Source organism: Streptomyces sp. NPDC002076, assembly GCF_053593835.1.
Genome location: NZ_JBSFDI010000004.1, coordinates 310455 through 332161, shown reverse-complemented (window position 1 = coordinate 332161; position 21707 = coordinate 310455). Strand labels below are relative to the sequence as shown.

The following is a 21707-nucleotide window of genomic DNA, read 5'->3' as shown; positions in this document are numbered from 1 at the left end:
ATGAGATCTGCGCGTTACTTAACAGGTAACTATCGGCGGGCGATCGCGTCGAGCTCGCGCGCGAGCCGGCGCACGGCCTGCTCGGGCGTCTGGCGCCCGGTGAGCGCGTCCTGCATCACGGCCTGCACCACCAGGCTGACCTGGTCGTAGTGCGGGCTCTTGGGGCGCGGCCGGGCGGTGAGCACGGCGGTGCGCAGGGTCGGCAGATAGGGGAAGCGCCGTACGAGTCCGGGGTCCTCGTAGAGCGCGGCACGCACCGGAGGCAGCGCACCGCGGGTGAGCACCTGGCGCTGGACGGGCGCACTGGTGAGATAGGCGATCAGCCGGGCGGCCGAATCGGGGTGCGGGGTATGGGAGTTGACGGCCAGGTTGGAGCCGCCGAGCACACTGGTCCCCGGTCCGTCGGGTCCGGGCAGTGGTACGGCGCCGATCTTCCCTGCGACCTTGGAACCCTTGGCGGAGGCGACGACGTAGGCGTAGGGCCAGTTGCGCAGGAAGAGCAGCCTGCCGTCCTGGAAGGCCTGCTTGGACTCCTCCTCCTTGTACGTCAGCGCCGCCTTGGGTATCCAGCCCTCGCGGACGCCACGGGCGAGGAAGCCGATGCCCTCGCGGGCGGCGGAGGAGTCGACGGTGACCCGGGTGCCCTCGCCGCCGAGGATCGTGCCGCCCGCCGAGTAGACGGCCTCGGCCGCGTTCACGGTGAGGCCCTCGTAGGGCAGGAACTGGCCCGCGTAGCCGCCGAGTCCGTACTTGGGCGCGATGGTCCTCGCGTCGTGCTCCAGCTCGGCCCAGGTGCGCGGCGGCGGTACGCCCTCCTTGGCGAGGATGTCCTTGCGATACAGGAGAAGTCCGGCATTCGTGACGTACGGCACCGCGTACAGCCGGCCGTCGTAGGTGGCCGTGTCCACGACCGGCGGCAGAAAGCTCTTCAGCGGGAAGCGGTCGCGCGGCAGCGGGCGGATCCAGCCGGCCGCCGCGAACTCCGAGGTCCAGTTGACGTCGATGTTGAGGACGTCGAACCGGCCCCGGTCGCCGCCGCGCAGGTCGGTGGTCATCTGGGCGTGGGTCTCGTCGGCGGAGTCCGGTAGCTCGACGAGGGTGACCTTCTCGCCGGGGTGAGTGCGGTTCCAGCCCTGCAGCAGGGGGGCGAGATAGCCGGTGAGATCGCCGGCGGTGGCCAGGGTGAGCGGGCCGCGGCCGTCGCCCGCGGCCTCGTCGGCATGGGCGCCGGAGGCGACGTACCCGGTCATGGTCACGGCGAGAACGAGGAGGCCCCTACCGGCGGCGCGCATCCACCGCATAGGTTCCTCCCTGAACACGTACACACGGCTCCGGGCACCCTCGCCCGGGAGTCAGAGGCCATGTATACCTGTTAGGTATGGGCGATACTAGGGCCTGGAGCACATTACGCAGACTAGGAGGAGAGCACGAGTGCGCCTGCCCCTCCTGGCACTCCTCGCCCGCGGCCCGGCCCACGGCTATGAGCTGAAGCAGGACCTTGAGCAACTGCTGGGCTCCGCGTACCCTCAGCCCAACGTCGGCCAGATCTACGTCACCCTCGGCCGCCTCGAGAAGTCGGGACTGATCGAGGGCGAGGACGTCGAGCAGTCCAGCCGGCCCAACAAGAAGGTCTACCACCTCACCGACGCCGGGCGGGAGGCGCTGCACGCCTGGTTCGAGGAGACCGAGGACGAGCCGCGGGTGCGGGACGAGTTCTTCATGAAGCTCGCCCTCGCCCCGCAGACCGGTCTCACCGACCAGATCGGCCTCATCAACCGGCAGCGGCGCCAGTACCTCAACACCATGCGCAACCTGTCGAAGCTGGCCGCGGCCGAGAACCGGGACAACCGCATCGCCCATCTGCTCATCGAGGGCGCGATGCTGCATCTGCAGGCCGACCTCGACTGGCTGGAGCGGTGCCAGGAGGAACTGGAGGACCTTCAGTGAGCACGGACGGCACTGCGGTGCTGCGCGCCGCGGGTCTGGTGAAGACCCATCACGGCGAGGGCGCGCCCGCGCATGCCGTACGCGGGGTCGACCTGTCCGTGGCGCGGGGCGAGTTCGTGGCGATCACCGGCCCGTCCGGCGCCGGCAAGTCGACGCTGCTGCATCTGCTCGGCGGACTGCAGCGCCCCGACGAGGGCAGCATCTGGCTGGACGGCCGGTGCACGGACTCCTTCAGCGAGGCGCGCTGGGCGGTGGAGCGCCGCAAGGCCATCGGGATCGTGTTCCAGTTCTTCAACCTGGTGTCGAACCTGTCCGTCGCCGACAACGTCGAGCTGCCCGCCCTGCTCGCCGGCGTCCCGCCGAAGAAGGCCCGCGCCGAGCGTGAGGAGCTGCTGGCCGAGCTGGGGCTCACCGGCAAGGAGCGCAGCATGCCGGGCGAGCTGTCCGGCGGCGAACAGCAGCGGGTCGCGCTCGCCCGGGCCCTGGTCAACCATCCCCCGCTGCTGCTGGCCGACGAGCCCGCCGGCAGCCTGGACAGCAAGGGCACGCGCGAGGTCATGCGGCTGCTGTCCCGCTTCCACGGACGGGGCCAGACGATCGTGCTGGTCACGCACGATGCCCGGCTGGCCAGCGCCGCCGACCGCGTGATCAGCTTCTTCGACGGCCGGATAGCCGACGACGCCGCCCTGGACGGCACCCCGCCGCCCAGGAAGCCGGGGATCTCGGGCGTACTGGAGCTGAGGGACTGACGGTGCTGGATCTCCGGGACGTACGAGCCACCCTGCGCTGGGCGCACTCGGACCTGCGCACCCACCGTGGTGAAGCGCTGTTCCTCGTGCTGGCCACCGCCGGGATCGTCGTCTCGCTGCTGCTGGCCACCGCCCTGTTCGGATACGCCACCAACCCCTGGCAGCGCGTCTTCACACAGGCCCGCGGGGCACACGTGTGGATCCACACCGTGCCGTCGGCCGACGCCCGCGGGCTGGCCCGGCTGGCCGGTGTCGAGGCCGTGGCCGGCCCCTACCGCACCGAGTCCGCCACCGTCGCCGTACGCGGCACCCGCGCCTCCGTGGAGCTGCGCGGCACCCCCGAGCTGCCCACTGTCGGCCGGCCGCTGCTCACCGCCGGGCACTGGCTGGATCCGGCCGAACCGGACGGCGTGGTGCTGGAGAGCAGCCTGGCCCGGGCGCTGCTGGCGGAGCCCGGGGACACCCTCACCCTGCCCGGTACCGCCCGCGCCCTGACCGTCGAGGGCATCGCGGACAGCGCCGAGCCCCGTTACAGCGCGGGCGAGCAGCCGGGGCTGGTGTGGGCGCTGCCCGCCGCCGTACGTGCTCCCGGCGGCCAGGTGATCGGGCTGCGCCTCGGCGACCCGGGCGACACGGACTACGCGGTGCAGCGGGCCGTCACGGTGCTGGGTGCGGGCGCGGTCGGCGAGGTCTCCACCTGGCAGCAGGCGCGCGCCGCGGCCCAGGGCGACAACCGGCTCCTCGGCCAAGTGCTCGGCCTGTTCGGTCTCGGCGCCCTGATCGCCGCGGGGTTCGCCGTGCACGGTGCGATCGCCACCCGCATCCGCGGGCATCTGCGGGACATCTCGGTACTGAAGGCGATCGGCTTCACACCCGGTCAGGTAGTCCGGATCTTCCTGCTCCAGCACCTGGCGTACGCGCTGCTCGGCTCGGTGGCCGCCGCGGCGCTCACCGATGCCCTGGGCCGCCGGATCCCCGGCCGGCTCGGTGACGCCGTGGGCGTGTGGCAGGGGTTGCCGGGGCACACCGTGGCGCTGCTCGTGGTGCCCGTGGGCGCGGTCCTGTTCATCGGCCTGACCACGGGGCTCGCGGCGTGGCGGGCCGGGCGGGTGCCGCCGGTTCCGGTGCCGCGCCCGGCCGCACCGGCCGGCGGCCGGCTGACCGGACCGGCCCGGCGGGCGCTCGGGCTGCGGCTGCCGGCCGCGCTGGTCCTCGGCTGCCACAAGGCGTTCACGGGGCGCGGCCGCTCACTGGCCACCGTGGCCCGGCTGACGCTGCCGCTGCTGCTGATCGTGGTGGCGCTCAGCGCCTGGACCACGATCGACCGCTTCCACCACAGCCCGGACCGCATGGGTCTGCCGACGGCCCTGACGGTCCGCTCCGACGGCGATCTGGACGCATCCGACGTACGGGCCCTGCTCACCGGCGATCACCGGGTCGCCGCCGCCTATCCCGGCGTCGAGGTCGCCGCACTGGTCCCCGGTCAGACCGGCACGATCGCGCTGCGTGGCGTCGGCACCCGCGCCGAGCCCTACCCCTACGCCCTCGCCGAGGGCCGGGCCGCACGCGGACCGGACGAGGCGGTGGCCGGCCAGGGCCTGCTGGACCTGCTGCACGCCCGGGTCGGTGACTGGGTGCGTATGACCGTGGGCGACCGGCCGCAGATCCTGCACATCGTGGGCCGCAGCATCGAACCGCAGAACGCCGGCCGGGTGGTGACCACCTCCCTGGACACCCTCCGCGAGAACGACCCTGCGCTGACCCCCGCCTTCTACGAACTGCGGCTGCGCCCCGGCACCGCCCCGCAGCACGTGGCCGCCACCCTCGCCCGGGCCGGCCACGGCCACCTCGACGTGCACACGGTGACGAACCCGGCCGACGGCCTGTCCCCGCTGCGCGCGGTCGTCGCCGGGCTGATCGCCGTGCTGGCTCTGATCGGTCTGGTCGAGCTGCTCACCGCGATCGGCGGCAGCGTCCGGGAGGGCGAGCGGGATGTGCTGGCGCTGAAGGCGATCGGCATGTCACCGCGTCAGATCACCGCGATCACCGTCACGGCGACGAGCTGTACCGCCCTGGCCGCGGTGATCGCCGGCACGGCGCTGGGGCTGCCGCTGGGCCGCCGGCTCATCGACGCCCAGGGCAGTTCCAGCGGCATCGGCGCCGGGATCGCCCAGTCCCCGTCGCCGGTGCTGCTGCTGTCGGTCGGCCTCGCCGCGGTCCTGGGTGCCGCTCTGCTGTCCGCGCTGCCGGCGGGCCGTGCCGCCCGCAGACGGCTCGCGGACACGCTGAGCGCGGTGGCCTGACCGGGTCAGGGAGTCATCGGCTGCCACTCCTCGGGGTGTGCCCGGATCTTGGTGAGCAGACCGGCGAAGGCGTCCGCGTCGAACAGCACGGCGTTGTACTCGGGCGGTATACGCACGTCGTTGATCTCGGCGGTGGGGGTGCCGGGCCCCCGGGGGTCCTGCGCTCCGCCCGCGTCTTCGTAGGCCTTCTCGGCCCGGGTGACGAACGAGCGGTACTTCATGGTCCGCACCGCCGAGTCGAAGTCCGGCCCGCGCAGCCCCGGGACCCGCGCGGCCAGCTTGAGAAGGCAGGCGTCGGTGAACCCGTCGACGCTCTCGGCGGGCTGGTGGGCGTAGAGCACGTCGTGGTACTCGGCGAACCTGTCCTTGTCCAGCGCGGCCCGCAGCGCGTTGACCGCCTTTGCGGAACCCGAGCCGCCGAGCCGGCCGTCCAGGAAGGAGGCCAGGGTGTACTTGGTCTCGGCCTGCCGCCGGATGGTCGCCTCGCGCAGCCGCGCGGCACCGCCGGTGGTCTCGAACTGCTTGCACACCGGGCACCGCGGGTCCTCGTACAGGTGCACGGTCACCGGGGCGGCGGGGTCCCCGACCATGATGGTCGTGCCGTCGCTCCCCAGCCGCTCCGGCACCTGGGACAGCCCGGAGTAGGCCGGCGCGGCCTCCGTCGTGGCGGACGACCGGCCGCTCCTGCCCTCCGCCGACGGGTCGCCGCTGCCGCAGCCCACCGCCGACATCCCCACCACGGCCACCGCGACCGCCGCGGCGAACCCTCTGTGCACCATGCGCCTTCCTCCCCTGAAGTCGCCCAACCCTATGGGATGCGTACAGCGGGCACACAGAGAGCTCTGCCGCGGCGGCTCGGGCGGGGATCAGCTCCGGCCGCGCAGCTGCCTGTACTTGGCGACCAGCGTCTTGGTGGAGGCGTCGAGGCCGGGCACCTCCGCGCCCTCGGTCAACGCCGGCTCGACCCGCTTGGCCAGCACCTTGCCCAGCTCCACGCCCCACTGGTCGAAGGAGTCGATGTTCCACACCGCGCCCTGCACGAACACCTTGTGTTCGTAGAGCGCGACCAGCTGGCCGAGGACGGACGGGGTGAGCTCCTTGGCCAGGATGGTCGTCGTCGGCCGGTTGCCCTGGAAGGTCTTGTGCGCGACCAGCTCCTGGGGCACGCCCTCCGCGCGGACCTCCTCGGCCGTCTTGCCGAAGGCCAGCGCCTGGGTCTGGGCGAAGAAGTTGGCCATCAACAGATCGTGCTGGGCCTTGAGTTGGTCACTCAGCTCGCCCACCGGCTCGGCGAAGCCGATGAAGTCCGCCGGGATGAGCTTGGTGCCCTGGTGGATCAACTGGTAGTAGGCGTGCTGCCCGTTGGTGCCCGGCGTGCCCCACACCACCGGCCCGGTCTGCCACTCGACCGGCCGGCCGTCCCGCGCCACGTACTTGCCGTTGGACTCCATGTCGAGCTGCTGGAGGTAGGCGGTGAACTTCGACAGATAGTGGCTGTACGGCAGGACGGCGTGCGACTGGGCGTCGTGGAAATTGTCGTACCAGATGCCCAACAGGCCCAGCAGCAGAGGTGCGTTGGCCTCGGCGGGTGCGGTGCGGAAATGGTCGTCGACCAGCCGGAAGCCGTCGAGCATCTCGCGGAACCGGTCGGGTCCGATCGCGATCATCAGGGACAGGCCGATCGCGGAGTCGTACGAGTACCGGCCGCCGACCCAGTCCCAGAACTCGAACATGTTGTCCGGGTCGATGCCGAACTCGGTGACCTTCTCGGCGTTCGTGGACAGCGCCACGAAGTGCTTGGCGACCGCCGAGTCGTCACCGAGCCCGTCCACCAGCCACGTCCGCGCGGAGGTGGCGTTGGTGATGGTCTCGATGGTGGTGAAGGTCTTCGACGCGATGATGAACAGCGTCTCGGCCGGGTCCAGGTCCCGGGTGGCCTCGTGCAGGTCGGCGCCGTCCACGTTGGAGACGAAGCGGACCGTCAGAGCGCGGTCGGTGAAGCTGCGCAGCACCTCGTAGGCCATCGCGGGGCCCAGGTCGGAGCCGCCGATGCCGACGTTGACCACGTTCTTGATGCGCCTGCCGGTGTGGCCGGTCCACACGCCGGAGCGGACGCGGCCGGCGAAGTCGCTCATCTTGTCGAGGACGGCGTGCACCTTCGGGACGACGTTCTCCCCGTCGACCTCGATCACCGCGTCCCGCGGGGCGCGCAGCGCGGTGTGCAGGACCGCACGGTTCTCGGTGACATTGATCTTCTCGCCGCGGAACATGGCGTCCCGCAGGCCGAACACGTCCGTGGCGGCGGCCAGCTCGCGCAGCAACCGCAGCGTCTCGTCGGTGACCAGGTGCTTCGAGTAGTCGAGGTACAGATCGCCGACCTGAAGCGTGTACCCCTCGCCGCGTCCGGGATCGCCGGCGAACAGCTCCCTGAGATGGGTGTCGGCCAGCTCCTCCCGGTGCTTGGCGAGCGCGGTCCATTCGGGCGTCTGGTTGAGCCTGGTACGGCCGTCTGCGTTCATTTCCGACTTCCGCCTTCTTTCGTGCCTGTCCCAGCTGTTCCAACCTATTTGATCAGCGCGCGGCACGAGCCGTCGTGACGTCGTCGCCCGGCGCAACAACAGGTACGTCCGCCTTGCGGGCCGGTATCAGCGAGGTGACGGCGAGGGCGAAAAGAACGGCGGCGAGCAGCGCCGGACCGTTCAGTCCGTACGTCCGCGCCGCCACTCCGCCGAGGAGCGCGCCGAGCGGGGCGCCGGACGTGGAGGACGTGCGGAACGCGGAGGCGATACGGCCCACCATCGCCTCGGGGCTGCGCTGCTGCATCAGAGTGACCTGGTTGACGTTCCACACCATGTTCATGGCGCCGAGCAGCAGCATGCCGGTGGCGAGCGCGGTCAGGTGCCGGACGGATCCGATGAGCAGCAGGGACGAGGTCTGGACGCTGCCGGCGACCAGGAGTGCCCGCACCCGGCCGGTGCGGCGCGCGAGGCGCTGGGCGAGGAATCCGCCGGTGATGCTGCCGACCGAGAATGCCGTCATCGCGGCCGCGTATCCGGTGTTCCCCGCGTCCAGCCAGCGCGTCACGTGCAGCGCAAGGGTGGCGATCAGGGCGCCCATGCCGATGTTGCACAGCAGCGTGGCCATGCAGGTCGCGCGCAGTGCCCGGTCGCCCCACAGGGCGCGCAGGCCCGCCGCGATCTCCGTCCGCAGGGTGCTGCCGGCCGGGTGCGGCTCGCGCTCCGGCGGACGTATCCGCAGGGACGCCACCAGGGCGGCGGCGGCCAGGAAGGTGCTCGCGTCGGCCGCGAACGGCATGAAGGCGCCCGCCGTCAGCAGCAGCGGCACCAGCGGGGCGGCGAGCAGACCGCCGGCGATCTGCTGTCCGGTCATCAGCCGGGCGTTGGCGCCGCCCAGGGCCGCACGGTCCACGAGCGCGGGCAGCAGGGCCGTGGCGGCGTTGTCGAAGAGGGTCTGGAGCGTGGTCAGCGCGAAGGCGAGGGCGAGCAGCAGCGGGATCGAGGCGTGGCCGAGTCCCACGACGACGGCGAACGCGGCCACCAGCAGGCCACGGACCGTGTCCACGGCCCACATCGCCCGGCGTTGGTCGACCCGGTCGGCCACGGCCCCGCCGAGCAGCCCGAACAGCAGCCACGGCACATAGCCGCAGGCCGTCACCGAGGCGATGACCAGGGGTTCGTCGCTGAGCCGCACCGCGAGCAGGGGCAGGGCGGAGGTCCGTAACGCGTCCCCGAACCGGGAGACCACGGCGGCCGTCCACAGCCGCCCGAATCCCCCACGCCAACCGGGCGCCGTCACGCGCCCTTCCTCGACCGTCGCCACAGCTCCCCCTCACCATGCGCCCATGGACACAAGGTAGAGGGAGGCACTGACAATCGACCGGCCGCCGGCGGGCGGATACGGCTCCGGCCGGGCACCTCGAGGCGCCCGGCCGGTGTCAAGTGCTAGATTTCGCCCCGCAGTTTGGCGAGCGCCTCGGCGAGAATCGCCTCGCCGTCCGCGTCGCTGCGCCGCTCCCGTACGTACGCGAGATGCGTCTTGTACGGCTCGGTGCGCGGTGGGTCCGGCGGGTTGTCCCGGTCCTGACCGGCCGGGAAGCCGCAGCGCGGGCAGTCCCAGGTGTCGGGAACCTGCGCGTCGCTGGCGAAGCTCGGCTGCGTCTCGTGCCCGTTGGAGCACCAGAAGGAGACGCGCAGCCGCGGCGCGGACTCGCCGCGCTCGGCCTCGCCCATCGGCCCCGCCCCGACCCGGCTTCCTCGGATCGCGTTGCCACTTGCCACGGTCGTAACTCCCTGCGTGATGGTGCCGCGAAGCGAGTCGGCGTTTCGCTTCGCCGCGAGCGCCTCAGTCTACGTAAGGCCCAACGCGCGTCCAGTGATTGGAGTTACAAGGGCCCCGATCCTAGACGCAAGCCCCATGATAGGCCGCGCCCAGGAGCGCGTACCGAACATGGGGCCATACGTGCCGAATATGCGTGATGTGGGTGCTGTGCGGGTGTCAGCTGTTCGTCTTCATCAGGATGCCGAGGACGATGATGCACGCGAACCACAGCAGGCCGACCACGATGGTGATCCGGTCCAGGTTGCGCTCGGCGACGGAGGAGCCGCCGACAGAGGACTGCATGCCGCCACCGAACATGTCGGAGAGGCCGCCGCCCTTCCCCTTGTGCATCAGCACCAGCAGCATCAGCAGCAGGCTGAAGACGATCAGGGCGATCGAGAACCCCAAAACCACGGCTGGACCAACTTCCTCGGATTCGGATGGACGACGGGGGCACAGCATCTCGGCTGTGCCCCCGCAAGGGTACGACGTATCGCCGCTACCGCCTACTCACGGCGTGCGTCACTGATCGCGGAACCGCACGATCTTGACGAACTCGTCGGCGTCCAGCGAGGCGCCTCCGACCAGGGCGCCGTCGATGTCGGCCTGCGCCATGATCTCGGCGACGTTGCCGGACTTCACGGAGCCGCCGTACTGGATGCGGATCTTGTCGGCCACGTCCTGCGAGTACAGCTCGGCGAGCTTGGCGCGGATGGCGGCGCAGACCTCCTGGGCGTCCTCTGCGCCGCAGACCTTGCCGGTGCCGATGGCCCACACCGGCTCGTAGGCGATCACGACGGTCTCGGCCTGCTCGGCCGGGAGGTCCTTCAGACCGCCCTCGACCTGGGCGAGGGTGTGGGTGACGTGGTTGCCCGCCTCGCGGACGTCCAGCTCCTCGCCGACACACAGGATCGGGGTCAGGCCGTGCTTGTAGGCCGCCTTGACCTTGGTGTTGACGATCTCGTCGGTCTCGTTGTGGTACTGGCGGCGCTCGGAGTGGCCGATGACCACGTACGTGCACTTCAGCTTCGCCAGCATCGGACCCGAGATCTCGCCGGTGTAGGCGCCGGAGTCGTGCTGCGAGATGTCCTGGGCGCCGTACTTGATCTTGAGCTTGTCGCCGTCGACCAGGGTCTGCACGGAGCGCAGGTCGGTGAAGGGAGGCAGGACGGCGACCTCGACGGCCTCGTAGTCCTTGTCGGCCAGGGCGAAGGCGAGCTTCTGGACGTGCGCGATGGCCTCGAGGTGGTTGAGGTTCATCTTCCAGTTGCCCGCCATCAGCGGCGTGCGAGTGGTCATGCGGGGTCAGTCCTCCAGTGCGGCGAGGCCGGGGAGCGTCTTGCCCTCGAGGTATTCGAGGGAGGCGCCGCCACCGGTCGAGATGTGGCCGAATGCGTTCTCGTCGAAACCGAGCGTACGCACGGCCGCGGCCGAGTCACCGCCGCCGACGACGGTGAAGCCGTTCGAGTCGACGAGGGCCTGGGCGACCGCCTTGGTGCCCTCGGCGTAGTCGGGGTGCTCGAAGACGCCCATGGGACCGTTCCAGAACACGGTGGCGGCGTCGGCGAGCTTCGAGGCGTACAACTCTCGGGTCTTCGGACCGATGTCCAGGCCCTCCTGGTCGGCGGGGATCTTGTCCGCGTCGACGGTCGTGGGGTTGGCCGGGGCCTTGGTCTTCAGGTCCGGGAACTCCGGCGAGACGAGGACGTCGACGGGGAGCACGAGCTCGACGCCCTGCTTCTCGGCGCGCTCCATGTACTCGGTGACGGCCGGGATCTGGTCCTCCTGCAGGAGGGAGATGCCGACCTCGTAGCCCTTGGCCTTGAGGAAGGTGTAGGCCATGCCGCCGCCGATGAGCAGCCGGTCGGCCTTGCCGAGCAGCTGGTCGATGACGGCGAGCTTGTCGGAGACCTTGGCGCCGCCGAGCGCGACGACGTACGGGCGCTTGACGTCCTCGGTGAGCTTCTTCAGGACGCCGACCTCGGTGGCGATGAGGTGGCCGGCATAGTGCGGAAGCCGCTTCGGCAGGTCGTAGACGGAGGCGTGCTTGCGGTGCACGGCACCGAAGCCGTCACCGACGTAGACGTCGGCGAGGGCGGCGAGCTGGTCGGCGAAGGCGCCGCGCTCGCTCTCCTCCTTGCTGGTCTCGCCGGGGTTGAAGCGCAGGTTCTCCAGTACGGCGACCTGGCCGTCGGTGAGGCCCGCGACCGTGTCCTGGGCGGAGGGGCCCACGGTGTCGGTCGCGAAGGCCACGGCGGAGCCGAGGAGTTCACCCAGGCGGGAGGCGGCCGGCGCGAGGGAGAAGGCGGGGTCCGGGGCGCCCTTGGGGCGGCCCAGGTGCGAGGCGACAACCACCTTGGCGCCCGCGTCCGCGAGGGCCTTGACGGTGGGCAGGACGGCGCGGATCCGGCCGTCGTCGGTGATGGTGCCGCTCTCCAGCGGCACGTTGAGGTCGGCGCGGACGAAGACCCGCTTGCCGCTCACGCCGGCGGCGAGAAGTTCGTCGATCGTCTTCATTGAGGTGGACTCCAAAGGAGGGCTCGTGGTGCACCTGATCGTAAAAGGACGTGGTCCGTACGCGAGACAGGGCCCGGACAACGCGGCGGTGCGCTGTCCGAGCCCTGCTCTCACTTCAAGGTCCTGCTGCCGCGGTCTGCGGCGATCAGAGCTGGTTGCCGACGAAGACCGTGAGGTCCACGAGGCGGTTGGAGTAGCCCCACTCGTTGTCGTACCAACCGATGACCTTCACGTTCTTGCCCTCCTGGACCATGGTCAGGGAGGAGTCGAAGGTGCAGGAGGCCGGGGCGTTGACGATGTCGGAGGACACGATCGGGTCCTCGGTGTAGTCGAGGAGACCCTTCAGCTCGCCCTCGGCGGCCTTCTGGAAGGCGGCGTTGACCTCTTCCTTGGTGACCTCGCGGCCGAGCTCCACGACCAAGTCGGTGACCGAGCCGGTCGGGACCGGGACGCGCATGGCGATGCCGTCCAGCTTGCCCTTGAGCTGCGGCAGGACCAGCGCGGTGGCCTTCGCGGCACCGGTGGTGGTCGGGATGATGTTCTCGGCGGCGGCACGGGCGCGGCGCAGGTCCTTGTGCGGGAAGTCAAGGATGCGCTGGTCGTTCGTGTACGCGTGCACCGTGGTCATCAGGCCCTTGACGATGCCGAAGTTCTCGTCGAGGACCTTCGCCATCGGGGCCACACAGTTGGTGGTGCAGGAGGCGTTGGAGATGACGTGGTGGTTCGCCGGGTCGTACTTGTCCTGGTTGACGCCCATCACGATGGTGATGTCCTCGTCCTTGGCCGGAGCCGAGATGAGGACCTTCTTGGCGCCGCCGGCGATGTGCTTCGCGGCGTCTTCCTTCTTGGTGAAGATGCCGGTCGACTCGATGACGATGTCGACGCCCAGCTCGCCCCAGGGAATGTCCGCCGGGTTGCGCTCGGAGAGCACCTTGATGGTGTGCCCGTCCACCGTGATGGTGTCGGCGGTGTGGGAGACCTCCTGCTTGAGGCGACCCAGGATCGTGTCGTACTTGAGCAGGTGAGCGGTGGTCGCGGTGTCACCCAGGTCGTTGACAGCCACAACCTCGATGTCCGCCCCCTGCTCCAGCAGCGCGCGGAAGTAGTTACGCCCGATGCGGCCGAAGCCGTTGATGCCTACGCGGATCGTCACGAACCGATCTCCTCGTTGGTACGCCGGCCATGCGGTGCCGGCGAGCTCTGTTTGGGATGTCCCCGACCACCACCGACCCTACCTCCCGGAGGGCTCCGGGGTGACATCGAGATGGCCCATACACGGGCAGGCGGTCCGTACCCGCCAGTAGGGGTACGGACCGTGCCGGAACGGCAGTGGATTCACTCGTATTTAGTACGGAATGCCGGGCGGTTTTCGCGTCGTCTTCACTCGTTCGTGAGCGGGTCGGCTCACTTGATCAGGGCCCGTTTCGCGCACCGTTGAGAGGGCTCCCGCTCACCTGTTGGAACAAGGCGAGCGGGATCTGTCAACGTGGCGCCCCTCACCCGCCGAGCGCCGCGAACGCCTTCCGCACCAGGGTTGCCCGGTCGCCCGCCGACGACACCTGTTCCAGGCCGAAACCGAGCAGCACGGTGTGGTCCGTGGTGACCGCTCCGTACGTCTGGAACAGCGCCCCGGAGCGCGCCCAGTCCTTCAGGACCGGCGGGCTGCCCGCGGGCGGTCCGGCCACGTGCCAGGCGCCCAGCGACGACTCGAAGCCCTCGGTCTCCCTCGCCGTCCCGCCGACGACGAGGGAGGCGTCGTCGGCGAGGACGCCGTGTCCGCCGGTGCCCGGGTCGGTGATGTAGCTGATCGAGACCTCGACGGACTTCCCGGCGTAGGCGCTCAGGTCGAAGCCGACCTGCCGCCAGCCGCCGGAGCTGCCGGTGAGGCTGTTCCAGGAGCCGGTCGTGCCGGTCGCGGTGCAGGCGTTGTTCGCGAGCGTCAGGTAGTGCTTCAGCCAGGGATGCTCGGCGATCAGGAATCCCTGCCCGCAGTCCGCCGGCACGGCCGTCCTCGTGGCGCCCCCGGCCTCCGGCAGCGTGGTCCAGTCGTCGGCGCCCACGGTGTGCGCCTCGATCACCACGTGGTCGTAGCCCGGCTCGGTGTCCCACAACAGCCGGGTGGTGAGGGCCGGCTTGTCGGCGGCGCTGACACCGGTGAGGTCGATGGTGCGGGTGAGGCGCTTGTAGGCGTCGTCGGTGTGCACGGCGGCGGCCATGTACGAGCCGGAGTACGGCCCGTAGGGGCTCACCGCCCCGGCGAACCGGCCCGCGCCCGCGCTCTTGAACTGCGGGTACGCGGACGCCGGAAGCTCGTCGGAGGTGACGCCGTAGGTACCGGCCTCGTCCAGCGGGTTCCCGGGCGCGTCACCGAGGGCGCCGGAGTAGCCGTCCAGGGCGCCGGTGCCGGTGAAGCCGGTGGCCCCCTTGGTCGACGTACGGCTGTAGGCGCCCAGGTAGTACTGGCTGAAGTCGTCCGAGAGGGTGCCGCCGCCGAGGTCGACGCTGCCGCCGGCCTTTTCACCGGCCTCGATCAGCCGGCCGCCCTCGTTGAGGTAGGCGCGCAGCTGGAGCTGAGTGGCGTTGCCGGGGCCGTTCGCGCCCGAGTAGTGCACGACCGTGCGGAAGTGCTTCAGCACGCCGAGCGCGTCCGGGGCGCCCTGCGTGGCGACGTCCCACACGATCGCCCGGTGCCCGGCCGCCCTCACCGCGTCCACGTACTTCTGCGCCTGCGCGGCCGCCGCGCCCTCCTCGGCGACGACGAGCGTGTCGGCCTCGGGCCGCTCGGCGACGGTGTAGGTGAAGTGCGGGCTGGAGACCTTCTTGCCGCCCTTCTCCTCGCCGGTGAACCAGACCTCCACCTTGTCGCCCGGCTCGCCGCCCTGCACCCTGGCCCGGTACTCGTCGAAGTACAGGTCGTCGTGGCCGCCGTAGGTCCTGCCGCCCTTCCAGTGCCGCAGCGCCCGGTCGTGCGTACGGCCGCCGTCGACGCGGTACTTCAGCTCCTTGTCGCGGATCGCCTTGCGGACGACGACGGAGACCTCCTGGTCCGCGCCCCGGGAGTACGACGTGGCGAACGTGGCCGGGGTGAAGTCGGCGGCGCTCAGCCCGACCGCGGAGACCGGCCGGTCCGGGTGCGCGGCGGTCTCGGCGACGGAGAGCGCGAAGGGGATGTTCTTGGTGAACTCCTGCTGGATCAGCTTCTCGTCGTCGGGGAAGTTGAAGACCGACTGGCAGTCCTCGGGCTTCCAGGCGTCGTTCGGGTCGATCTGCGACGCGGTCTGGCAGGTCGACATCTCGGGGGTGAACATCGCGATGCCGTTGACGTTCGACGCGTGCCCGTCCGCCTCACCGTTGGTGGTGTACAGCTCCGAGGAGACCTGCGAACGGTAGCCGGGGATGGCCGGATTGTCCGGGGTGCCGGCGAGCGCCTTGTAGAGGACGTCGTCCGGGGTGGGGGTGGCGACCTGCCAGCCGACGCCGTAGAGCAGGAGTTCGGCGGCGGAGTGGTAGTTGACGGCGTATCTGAACCCGACGCGTTTCTCGAAGCCGTCCAGCGCCTTGGTCTCGGGCTCGGACTCGGGGCTCGCGCCGCGGTAGGTCTCGCTGGTCGGATCGGGGGACGATCCCTCGTCGTCGTAGCCCCACTTGTAGGGGAAGTTGCGGTTGAGGTCGACGCCGTCACCCGTGCCGATGACGCCGTCGCCGTTGACGTCCCGCAGGTTCTTGCGCCACAGGCGAGTCGTGGAGTTCTTGAACGTGTAGTCGTAGCCGTCGGGGTTGGCCGAGATGACGAACCACAGCTCGGTGGAGTCGACGATCCTCCGGATGCGTTTGTCGGTCTTGTAGCGGTCCAGGTAGTAGTGCATCAGACGCCGGGTCATCTCCGGGGTGATCCACTCGCGCGCGTGCTGATTGGACAGATACAGCACGGACGGCTTGGCCCCGTCCTTCGTCTTCCTGGCGTCCCTGGTCAGCTTGAGGGCGAGGATGTCCTGGCCGTCCACCGTCTTGCCGATGGACTCGACCTTGGTCAGGCGGGGGTTGGCCTGAGCGGTGCGCAGGATCTCCTCCTTGAGCCCGCCGCTTCCGCTGTAGGGGCGGAACACGCCCTGGGACGCCTTCTCGATGCGAGCCTCCGCCCTGACCGGGACGGTGTGCTCGGTGAGGTCGACGCCCTGTCGCCGGAGTTGGGCGGCCTGGTGGTCGGTGAGGTAGACCTCGACCTCGGACTTTCCGGCCTTTCCGGCTCCGCCGACCTGCTCGGCGAGTTCGTCACCGTCCTGGCCGGCCTTGAGAAGCAGGGGTATCTGCTGCTTGGTGACGTCGGCACGGAAGACCTTGACCGCGTCCGGGTCGGACTTCGCCGGACTTCCGCTCTGTGCCTGGGCTACGGGTGCGAGGCTCGCTCCGCCGATCAGAAGCGCGCCGACAGCGAGGATCGATCTCGCTCTGTGTCTCATGAACCCCCCTAGCGGTGGTCCGCCACAGCGGCGAACAGGTTGCCAGGCTCATGTCAGACGGTGATCGAGTCAAGAGCGCCTCACGGCCACGCAAATGAAGGTTTGTCAGGCACGGGAAAGCCGGTGCCGCAGCCCCGACTGGGCCTCGGCACCGGCCTGTTGAGGTGGCCCGGTCAGCCCGCCAGGTTGTCCGCCAGCTCCTCGCTGAGGTTGGCCTCCGTGCCCGGGATGCCCAGGTCGGCGGCGCGCTTGTCGGCCATGGCCAGCAGTCGGCGGATACGGCCCGCGACCGCGTCCTTCGTCAGCGGCGGGTCGGCAAGCGCGCCCAGTTCCTCCAGCGAGGCCTGCTTGTGCTCCATGCGCAGGCGGCCGGCGGCGGCGAGGTGCTCGGGGACCTCGTCGCCCAGGATCTCCAGCGCCCGCTGCACCCGGGCACCGGCGGCCACCGCTGCCCGGGCCGAACGGCGCAGGTTGGCGTCGTCGAAGTTCGCGAGCCGGTTCGCCGTGGCCCGCACCTCGCGGCGCATCCGGCGCTCCTCCCAGGCCAGCACCGACTCGTGCGCGCCGAGCCGGGTCAGCAGCGCGCCGATCGCGTCGCCGTCACGCACGACCACCCGGTCCACACCCCGCACCTCGCGGGCCTTCGCGGCGATCGACAGCCGACGGGCGGCACCGACCAGCGCGAGCGCGGCCTCCGGCCCCGGACAGGTCACCTCCAGCGAGGAGGAACGGCCGGGCTCGGTCAGCGAACCGTGTGCCAGGAAGGCCCCGCGCCAGGCCGCCTCGGCGTCACAGGTGGCCCCGGAGACCACCTGCGGGGGCAGGCCGCGGATCGGGCGGCCCCGGCCGTCTACGAGCCCCGTCTGGCGGGCCAGCTGGTCACCGCCCGCGACGACCCGCACGACATAGCGCGAGCCGCGGCGCAGCCCGCCGGGCGCCATCACGATCAGCTCGGAGCTGTGGCCGAAGATCTCCAGGATGTCCCGCTTGAGACGGCGGGCCGCCATCGCGGTGTCCAGCTCCGCCTCGATCACGATGCGTCCGCTCACCAGGTGAAGGCCGCCGGCGAACCGCAGGATGGCGGAGACCTCCGCCTTCCTGCAGCAGGTCCGGGTGACGGGTAGCCGGGAGATCTCGTCCTTCACCGCTGCCGTCATCGCCATGGGCCGATCCTTCCATGCATCCGAAAAATACGGTCGTACGCGGCGGCCAACAGCTCCGGGTCGTGCCGGGGTGTTCCGTCGGTCCGGGCCACCGGCGCCAGCTCGACCGCGGCTCCCAGCCGCTTGGCGGCCTCGGTGAGCAAGTCGCGGTCGAGCACGGCGGCCTCGTCGGCCAGCACCACGTCCAGGGCGAGTTTAGGGGCGTGTCGCCCCAAAACCTCCAAATGACGCTGCGGGGAGAACCCCTCGGTTTCTCCCGGCTGCGGGGCGAGGTTCAGCGACAACACCTTGCGTGCCTTCGTCTGCGTGAGGGCGTCCAGCAGCTCGGGTACGAGCAGGTGCGGGATCACGGAGGAGAACCAGGAGCCGGGGCCGAGCACCACCCAGTCCGCGTCCAGGACCGCCGCCACGGCCTCGGGCACGGCCGGCGGGTCGTTCGGCACCAGGTGCACCGACTGGACCTCGCCGGGCGTGAGGGCGACGTTCGCCTGCCCGCGCACGGTGTCCACGTCCTCCGGGCGCTCCGGATCATGCCCCTTGACCAGGGCCTGCAGCTCCAGCGGTACGGCGGACATGGGCAGCACCCGGCCGTGCGCGCCGAGCAGCTTGCCGACCAGGTCCAGGGCCTGCACATGGTCGCCGAGCTGCTCCCACAGGGCGACGATCAGCAGATTGCCGACCGCATGCTCGTGCAGATCGCCCTTGGACTGGAAGCGGTGCTGGATGACCCGGGCCCAGGTCTGGCCCCACTCGTCGTCGCCGCACAGCGCGGCCAGCGCCTTGCGCAGGTCGCCGGGCGGCAGCACACCCAGTTCGTCGCGCAGCCGGCCGCTGGAGCCACCGTCGTCGGCCACGGTGACGACGGCGGTGAGGTCGCCGGTGATCCGGCGCAGCGCGGCGAGCGAGGCGGACAGGCCCATGCCGCCGCCGAGCGCGACGACCTTGGGCTGAGCGCCCCGGCGCCGGGGCCGGCCGCCGCGGGCCTCGGTGGGGCGGGCCGTCCCCTCGGCCGTGGCACGGCTGGAGCGCCCCTCCGGCACCATCCGGCGCAGCCTGCCGAGCCGCCGTGTACGTTCCGTCATTCCCGTCCCATGTCCCGGTGTACGACCACCGTCTCCACGCCCTCGGCCGCGAGGCGCGCGGCGAGCTTCTCCGACATCGCGACCGAGCGGTGCTTGCCGCCGGTACAGCCGATCGCGATGGTCACATACCGCTTGCCCTCGCGCCGGTAGCCGGCGGCGATGAGCCGCAGCAGTTCGGCGTACCGGTCGAGGAACTCCTTCGCGCCGGGCTGGTTGAAGACATACGCCGACACCTCCTCGTTCAGACCCGTGAACGGGCGCAGCTCCGGGACCCAGTGCGGGTTGGGCAGGAACCGCATGTCCGCGACCAGGTCGGCGTCGACCGGGAGGCCGTACTTGAAGCCGAAGGACATCACGGTGGCCCGCAGCTCGGGCTCCTCCTCGCCGGCGAACTGGGCGTCCATCTTGGCGCGCAGCTCGTGCACGTTGAGGCTGGAGGTGTCGATCACCAGGTCGGCGTCGCCGCGCAGCTCGCGCAGCAGCTCGCGCTCGGCGGCGATGCCGTCCACGATGCGGCCGTCGCCCTGCAGCGGGTGCGGGCGGCGCACCGACTCGAAGCGGCGCACCAGGGCCTCGTCGCTGGACTCCAGGAACACGATCCGTCGGGTGACACGCCGGGTGTCGAGGTCGGCGAGGGATTCGCGCAGATTGTCGAAGAAGCGTCGGCCGCGCACGTCCACGACAACCGCGATCCGCGCCACGTTGCCCTGCGAGCGGGCGCCCAGCTCGACCATGGTGGGAATGAGGGCGGGCGGGAGGTTGTCCACGACGAACCAGCCGAGGTCCTCCAGACACTTAGCCGCCGTGGACCGTCCCGCTCCGGACATGCCGGAGATGATCACCAGCTCGGGGATGGCCGCTTCCTGGCCCGAGGCCGGCGTACCGTCCGTGCTCACCTGTGCTCCGTTTTCCTGGGCCGCGGGCTGCTCACCCGCCGCGGGGGGTGGCTGATCCTGCCCAGCTTCCTTGTGGGCCCGATCTCGCTCCGCTGTGGGCTGTGCGTCGTGCTCGGTCATCTCTCCTGCCCCCGTCGTTCGTCCGGGAGGCCCGCGGTTACGGGCTCCCCCGAGGAGCCCGCCGTCGTATCGGGTTCCTCGTCATCAATGATCTCCCCGGTCGCCGTGTTCACGGCGGGTGCGGCCGGAACCGCCTGGGCGAGGGCCGCGGCGATGGTCTCGGCCGTCTTCCGGCCTATCCCGGGCACCTCCTGGATCTGTTCGATTGTGGCGGACCGCAGCCGCTTCACCGAGCCGAAATGCTTGATGAGCGCCTGTTTGCGGGTCTCGCCGAGGCCGGGAACGTCGTCGAGGGGGCCGGCCCGGAAGCGCTTGGCGCGTTTGGTGCGCTGGTAGGTGATCGCGAACCGGTGGGCCTCGTCACGGACGCGCTGGAGCAGATAGAGGCCCTCACTGGTGCGGGGCAGGACCACCGGGTCGTCGTCTCCGGGCAGCCAGACCTCCTCCAGGCGCTTGGCGAGGCCGCAGACGGCGATGTCGTCGATGCCCAGCTCGTCCAGGGCGCGCCGGGCCGCGGCGACCTGCGGCTGCCCGCCGTCGACCACGACGAGCTGGGGCGGATAGGCGAACTTCTTCGGACGGCCGTCGTCGTCCTTGAGGGAGTTGCTGATCTCGTCCGGGCCGGTGAGAGTGCCGTCGCCGTCGGTGAGGGCGTCCTCGGTGCCGGAGCCGTCGGCCCACTCCCCCGTCTTCTCCTTCTCCGCGAGGTACCGCCTGAAGCGGCGGGTGATCACCTCGTGCATGGAGCGTACGTCGTCCTGACCCGCGAAGCCCTTGATCTGGAAGCGGCGGTACTCGCTCTTGCGCTGCAGTCCGTCCTCGAAGACGACCATGGAGGCGACCACGTCGTCCCCCTGGAGATGCGAGATGTCGTAGCACTCGATGCGCAGCGGGGCGCTGTCCAGGTCGAGGGCCTCGGCGATCTCCTCCAGGGCGCGCGAGCGCGTGGTCAGGTCGGAGGCGCGCTTGGTCTTGTGCAGCGCGAGCGCCTGCAGGGCATTGCGCTGCACGGTCTCCATGAGCGCCTTCTTGTCGCCGCGCTGCGGGATGCGCAGCGAGACGTTCGCCCCACGGCGGCCGGTCAGCCACTCCTGGACCGGCTCGACGGGCTCGGGCAGCGCCGGGACCAGGACCTCCTTGGGGACGGCGTCCCCGGTCTCCTCGCCGTAGAGCTGCTGCAGGGCGTGCTCGACCAGGGCGCCGGTGGTGATCTCCTCGACCTTGTCGGTCACCCAGCCGCGCTGGCCGCGCACCCGGCCGCCGCGCACATGGAAGATCTGCACGGCCGCCTCCAGCTCGTCCTCGGCGACGGCGATGAGGTCGGCGTCCGTCGCGTCGGCGAGCACGACGGCGTTCTTCTCCATGGCCTTCCTCAGGGCCTCGACGTCGTCGCGCAGCCGGGCCGCCCGCTCGTACTCCATCTCCTCGGCCGCCTCCATCATCTGCTTCTCCAGACGGCGGAGGTAGGTGCCGGTGCGGCCGGCCATGAAGTCGCAGAACTCCTCGGCCAGCTCCCGGTGGTCCTCGGGGCTGATCCGGCCGACGCAGGGGGCGGAGCACTTGCCGATGTAGCCGAGCAGGCAGGGGCGGCCGGTGCGGGCGGCGTTCTTGAACACGCCGGCCGAGCAGGTGCGCACCGGGAACACGCGCAGCAGCAGGTCCACGGTGTCCCGGATGGCCCACGCGTGACCGTACGGCCCGAAGTACCGGACGCCCTTCTTCTTGTGACCGCGCATCACCTGCACGCGCGGGAACTCCTCGTTCATCGTCACCGCGAGGTAGGGGTAGCTCTTGTCGTCGCGGTACTTGACGTTGAACCGGGGGTCGTACTCCTTGATCCAGGAATACTCCAGCTGGAGGGCCTCGACCTCCGTGGACACCACGGTCCACTCCACGGACGCGGCGGTGGTCACCATCGTCCGGGTGCGCGGGTGCAGGTGCGCCAGGTCCTGGAAGTAGTTCGCCAGGCGCTGGCGCAGGCTTTTCGCCTTTCCGACGTAGATCACCCGGCGGTGCTCGTCACGGAACCTGTACACCCCCGGGGAGTCCGGGATCTCACCCGGCCTGGGGCGGTAGCTGGAGGGATCGGCCATGTCTCACACCCTACTGGCGACCACCGACACCACGTCGGG

Annotated in this window: 17 protein-coding genes; 3 read left to right on the top strand and 14 right to left on the bottom strand. The window is 70.6% G+C overall.

Annotated features, from left to right (window positions below):
- Positions 1 to 29: 29 nt before the first annotated feature.
- Positions 30 to 1301 (bottom strand): ABC transporter substrate-binding protein, encoded by a 1272-nt coding sequence (locus tag ACWCQS_RS11175; RefSeq protein WP_451004168.1) that lies wholly within the window; start codon positions 1299 to 1301, stop codon positions 30 to 32.
- Positions 1302 to 1431: 130 nt separating this feature from the next.
- Here ACWCQS_RS11175 and ACWCQS_RS11170 point away from each other — a divergent pair, with 130 nt between their 5' ends.
- From ACWCQS_RS11170 to ACWCQS_RS11160, 3 genes are read left to right on the top strand one after another with little or no spacing between them, the layout of a single operon-like run.
- Positions 1432 to 1947 (top strand): PadR family transcriptional regulator, encoded by a 516-nt coding sequence (locus ACWCQS_RS11170; RefSeq protein ID WP_451004167.1) that lies wholly within the window; start codon positions 1432 to 1434, stop codon positions 1945 to 1947.
- Positions 1944 to 2696 carry an ABC transporter ATP-binding protein gene (locus ACWCQS_RS11165; RefSeq protein WP_451004166.1) on the top strand — a complete coding sequence of 251 codons (753 nt, stop codon included), beginning with the start codon at positions 1944 to 1946 and terminating at the stop codon, positions 2694 to 2696. The genes ACWCQS_RS11170 and ACWCQS_RS11165 overlap by 4 nt, the downstream gene beginning before the upstream one ends.
- A gap of 2 nt (positions 2697 to 2698) precedes the next feature.
- Positions 2699 to 4999 carry an ABC transporter permease gene (locus ACWCQS_RS11160; protein WP_451004165.1) on the top strand — a complete coding sequence of 767 codons (2301 nt, stop codon included), beginning with the start codon at positions 2699 to 2701 and terminating at the stop codon, positions 4997 to 4999.
- Between the two features lie 5 nt (positions 5000 to 5004).
- On the opposite strand, the gene ACWCQS_RS11155 is transcribed toward ACWCQS_RS11160, so the two are convergent.
- From ACWCQS_RS11155 to uvrC, 13 genes are all read right to left on the bottom strand, one after another.
- Positions 5005 to 5778 (bottom strand): DsbA family protein, encoded by a 774-nt coding sequence (locus ACWCQS_RS11155; RefSeq protein WP_451004164.1) that lies wholly within the window; start codon positions 5776 to 5778, stop codon positions 5005 to 5007.
- An 87-nt stretch (positions 5779 to 5865) separates the two neighbouring features.
- Positions 5866 to 7518 carry a glucose-6-phosphate isomerase gene (gene pgi / locus ACWCQS_RS11150; RefSeq protein WP_451004163.1) on the bottom strand — a complete coding sequence of 551 codons (1653 nt, stop codon included), beginning with the start codon at positions 7516 to 7518 and terminating at the stop codon, positions 5866 to 5868.
- Positions 7519 to 7570: 52 nt separating this feature from the next.
- On the bottom strand, positions 7571 to 8815 hold the full coding sequence (locus ACWCQS_RS11145; RefSeq protein WP_451004162.1) for an MFS transporter: 1245 nt from the start codon (positions 8813 to 8815) through the stop codon (positions 7571 to 7573).
- 146 nt (positions 8816 to 8961) lie between these two features.
- Entirely contained in the window at positions 8962 to 9297 is a 336-nt protein-coding gene (locus ACWCQS_RS11140; RefSeq protein ID WP_078066843.1) for an RNA polymerase-binding protein RbpA, read from the bottom strand.
- Positions 9298 to 9514: 217 nt separating this feature from the next.
- Positions 9515 to 9745, bottom strand: coding sequence for a preprotein translocase subunit SecG (secG, locus tag ACWCQS_RS11135; protein WP_023551598.1), 231 nt, complete (start codon positions 9743 to 9745; stop codon positions 9515 to 9517).
- A 114-nt stretch (positions 9746 to 9859) separates the two neighbouring features.
- Positions 9860 to 10636: a triose-phosphate isomerase gene (gene tpiA / locus ACWCQS_RS11130; protein WP_451004161.1), complete on the bottom strand. Its 777-nt coding sequence runs from the start codon at positions 10634 to 10636 to the stop codon at positions 9860 to 9862.
- 6 nt (positions 10637 to 10642) lie between these two features.
- Entirely contained in the window at positions 10643 to 11854 is a 1212-nt protein-coding gene (locus ACWCQS_RS11125) for a phosphoglycerate kinase (RefSeq protein WP_451004160.1), read from the bottom strand.
- A gap of 145 nt (positions 11855 to 11999) precedes the next feature.
- Positions 12000 to 13007 (bottom strand): type I glyceraldehyde-3-phosphate dehydrogenase, encoded by a 1008-nt coding sequence (gene gap / locus ACWCQS_RS11120; RefSeq protein WP_069781521.1) that lies wholly within the window; start codon positions 13005 to 13007, stop codon positions 12000 to 12002.
- 343 nt (positions 13008 to 13350) lie between these two features.
- The gene (locus ACWCQS_RS11115; protein WP_451004159.1) at positions 13351 to 16314 is read right to left on the bottom strand and encodes a M14 family zinc carboxypeptidase; all 2964 of its coding nucleotides are present in this window, start codon (positions 16312 to 16314) and stop codon (positions 13351 to 13353) included.
- A gap of 173 nt (positions 16315 to 16487) precedes the next feature.
- Positions 16488 to 17477 carry a DNA-binding protein WhiA gene (gene whiA, locus ACWCQS_RS11110; RefSeq protein ID WP_030583311.1) on the bottom strand — a complete coding sequence of 330 codons (990 nt, stop codon included), beginning with the start codon at positions 17475 to 17477 and terminating at the stop codon, positions 16488 to 16490.
- Entirely contained in the window at positions 17468 to 18559 is a 1092-nt protein-coding gene (locus ACWCQS_RS11105; RefSeq protein ID WP_451004158.1) for a gluconeogenesis factor YvcK family protein, read from the bottom strand. The genes whiA and ACWCQS_RS11105 overlap by 10 nt, the downstream gene beginning before the upstream one ends.
- Complete coding sequence (gene rapZ / locus ACWCQS_RS11100) at positions 18556 to 19575, bottom strand: RNase adapter RapZ (RefSeq protein ID WP_451004157.1); 1020 nt, start codon at positions 19573 to 19575, stop codon at positions 18556 to 18558. Before rapZ ends, ACWCQS_RS11105 begins: the two co-directional genes overlap by 4 nt.
- A complete protein-coding gene (uvrC, locus tag ACWCQS_RS11095; protein WP_451004156.1) occupies positions 19572 to 21668 on the bottom strand; it encodes an excinuclease ABC subunit UvrC in 2097 nt (698 codons plus the stop codon). Before uvrC ends, rapZ begins: the two co-directional genes overlap by 4 nt.
- Positions 21669 to 21707 lie beyond the last annotated feature (39 nt).

What these genes read in the sequence shown, in the direction of transcription:
- ACWCQS_RS11105 (WP_451004158.1), bottom strand. Translation starts at nt 18,559, where the DNA reads ATGACGGAACGTACACGGCGGCTCGGCAGGCTGCGCCGGATGGTGCCG.
- uvrC (WP_451004156.1), bottom strand. Translation starts at nt 21,668, where the DNA reads ATGGCCGATCCCTCCAGCTACCGCCCCAGGCCGGGTGAGATCCCGGAC.
- tpiA (WP_451004161.1), bottom strand. Translation starts at nt 10,636, where the DNA reads ATGACCACTCGCACGCCGCTGATGGCGGGCAACTGGAAGATGAACCTC.
- whiA (WP_030583311.1), bottom strand. Translation starts at nt 17,477, where the DNA reads ATGGCGATGACGGCAGCGGTGAAGGACGAGATCTCCCGGCTACCCGTC.
- rapZ (WP_451004157.1), bottom strand. Translation starts at nt 19,575, where the DNA reads ATGACCGAGCACGACGCACAGCCCACAGCGGAGCGAGATCGGGCCCAC.
- ACWCQS_RS11175 (WP_451004168.1), bottom strand. Translation starts at nt 1,301, where the DNA reads ATGCGGTGGATGCGCGCCGCCGGTAGGGGCCTCCTCGTTCTCGCCGTG.
- ACWCQS_RS11125 (WP_451004160.1), bottom strand. Translation starts at nt 11,854, where the DNA reads ATGAAGACGATCGACGAACTTCTCGCCGCCGGCGTGAGCGGCAAGCGG.
- ACWCQS_RS11155 (WP_451004164.1), bottom strand. Translation starts at nt 5,778, where the DNA reads ATGGTGCACAGAGGGTTCGCCGCGGCGGTCGCGGTGGCCGTGGTGGGG.
- ACWCQS_RS11115 (WP_451004159.1), bottom strand. Translation starts at nt 16,314, where the DNA reads ATGAGACACAGAGCGAGATCGATCCTCGCTGTCGGCGCGCTTCTGATC.
- pgi (WP_451004163.1), bottom strand. Translation starts at nt 7,518, where the DNA reads ATGAACGCAGACGGCCGTACCAGGCTCAACCAGACGCCCGAATGGACC.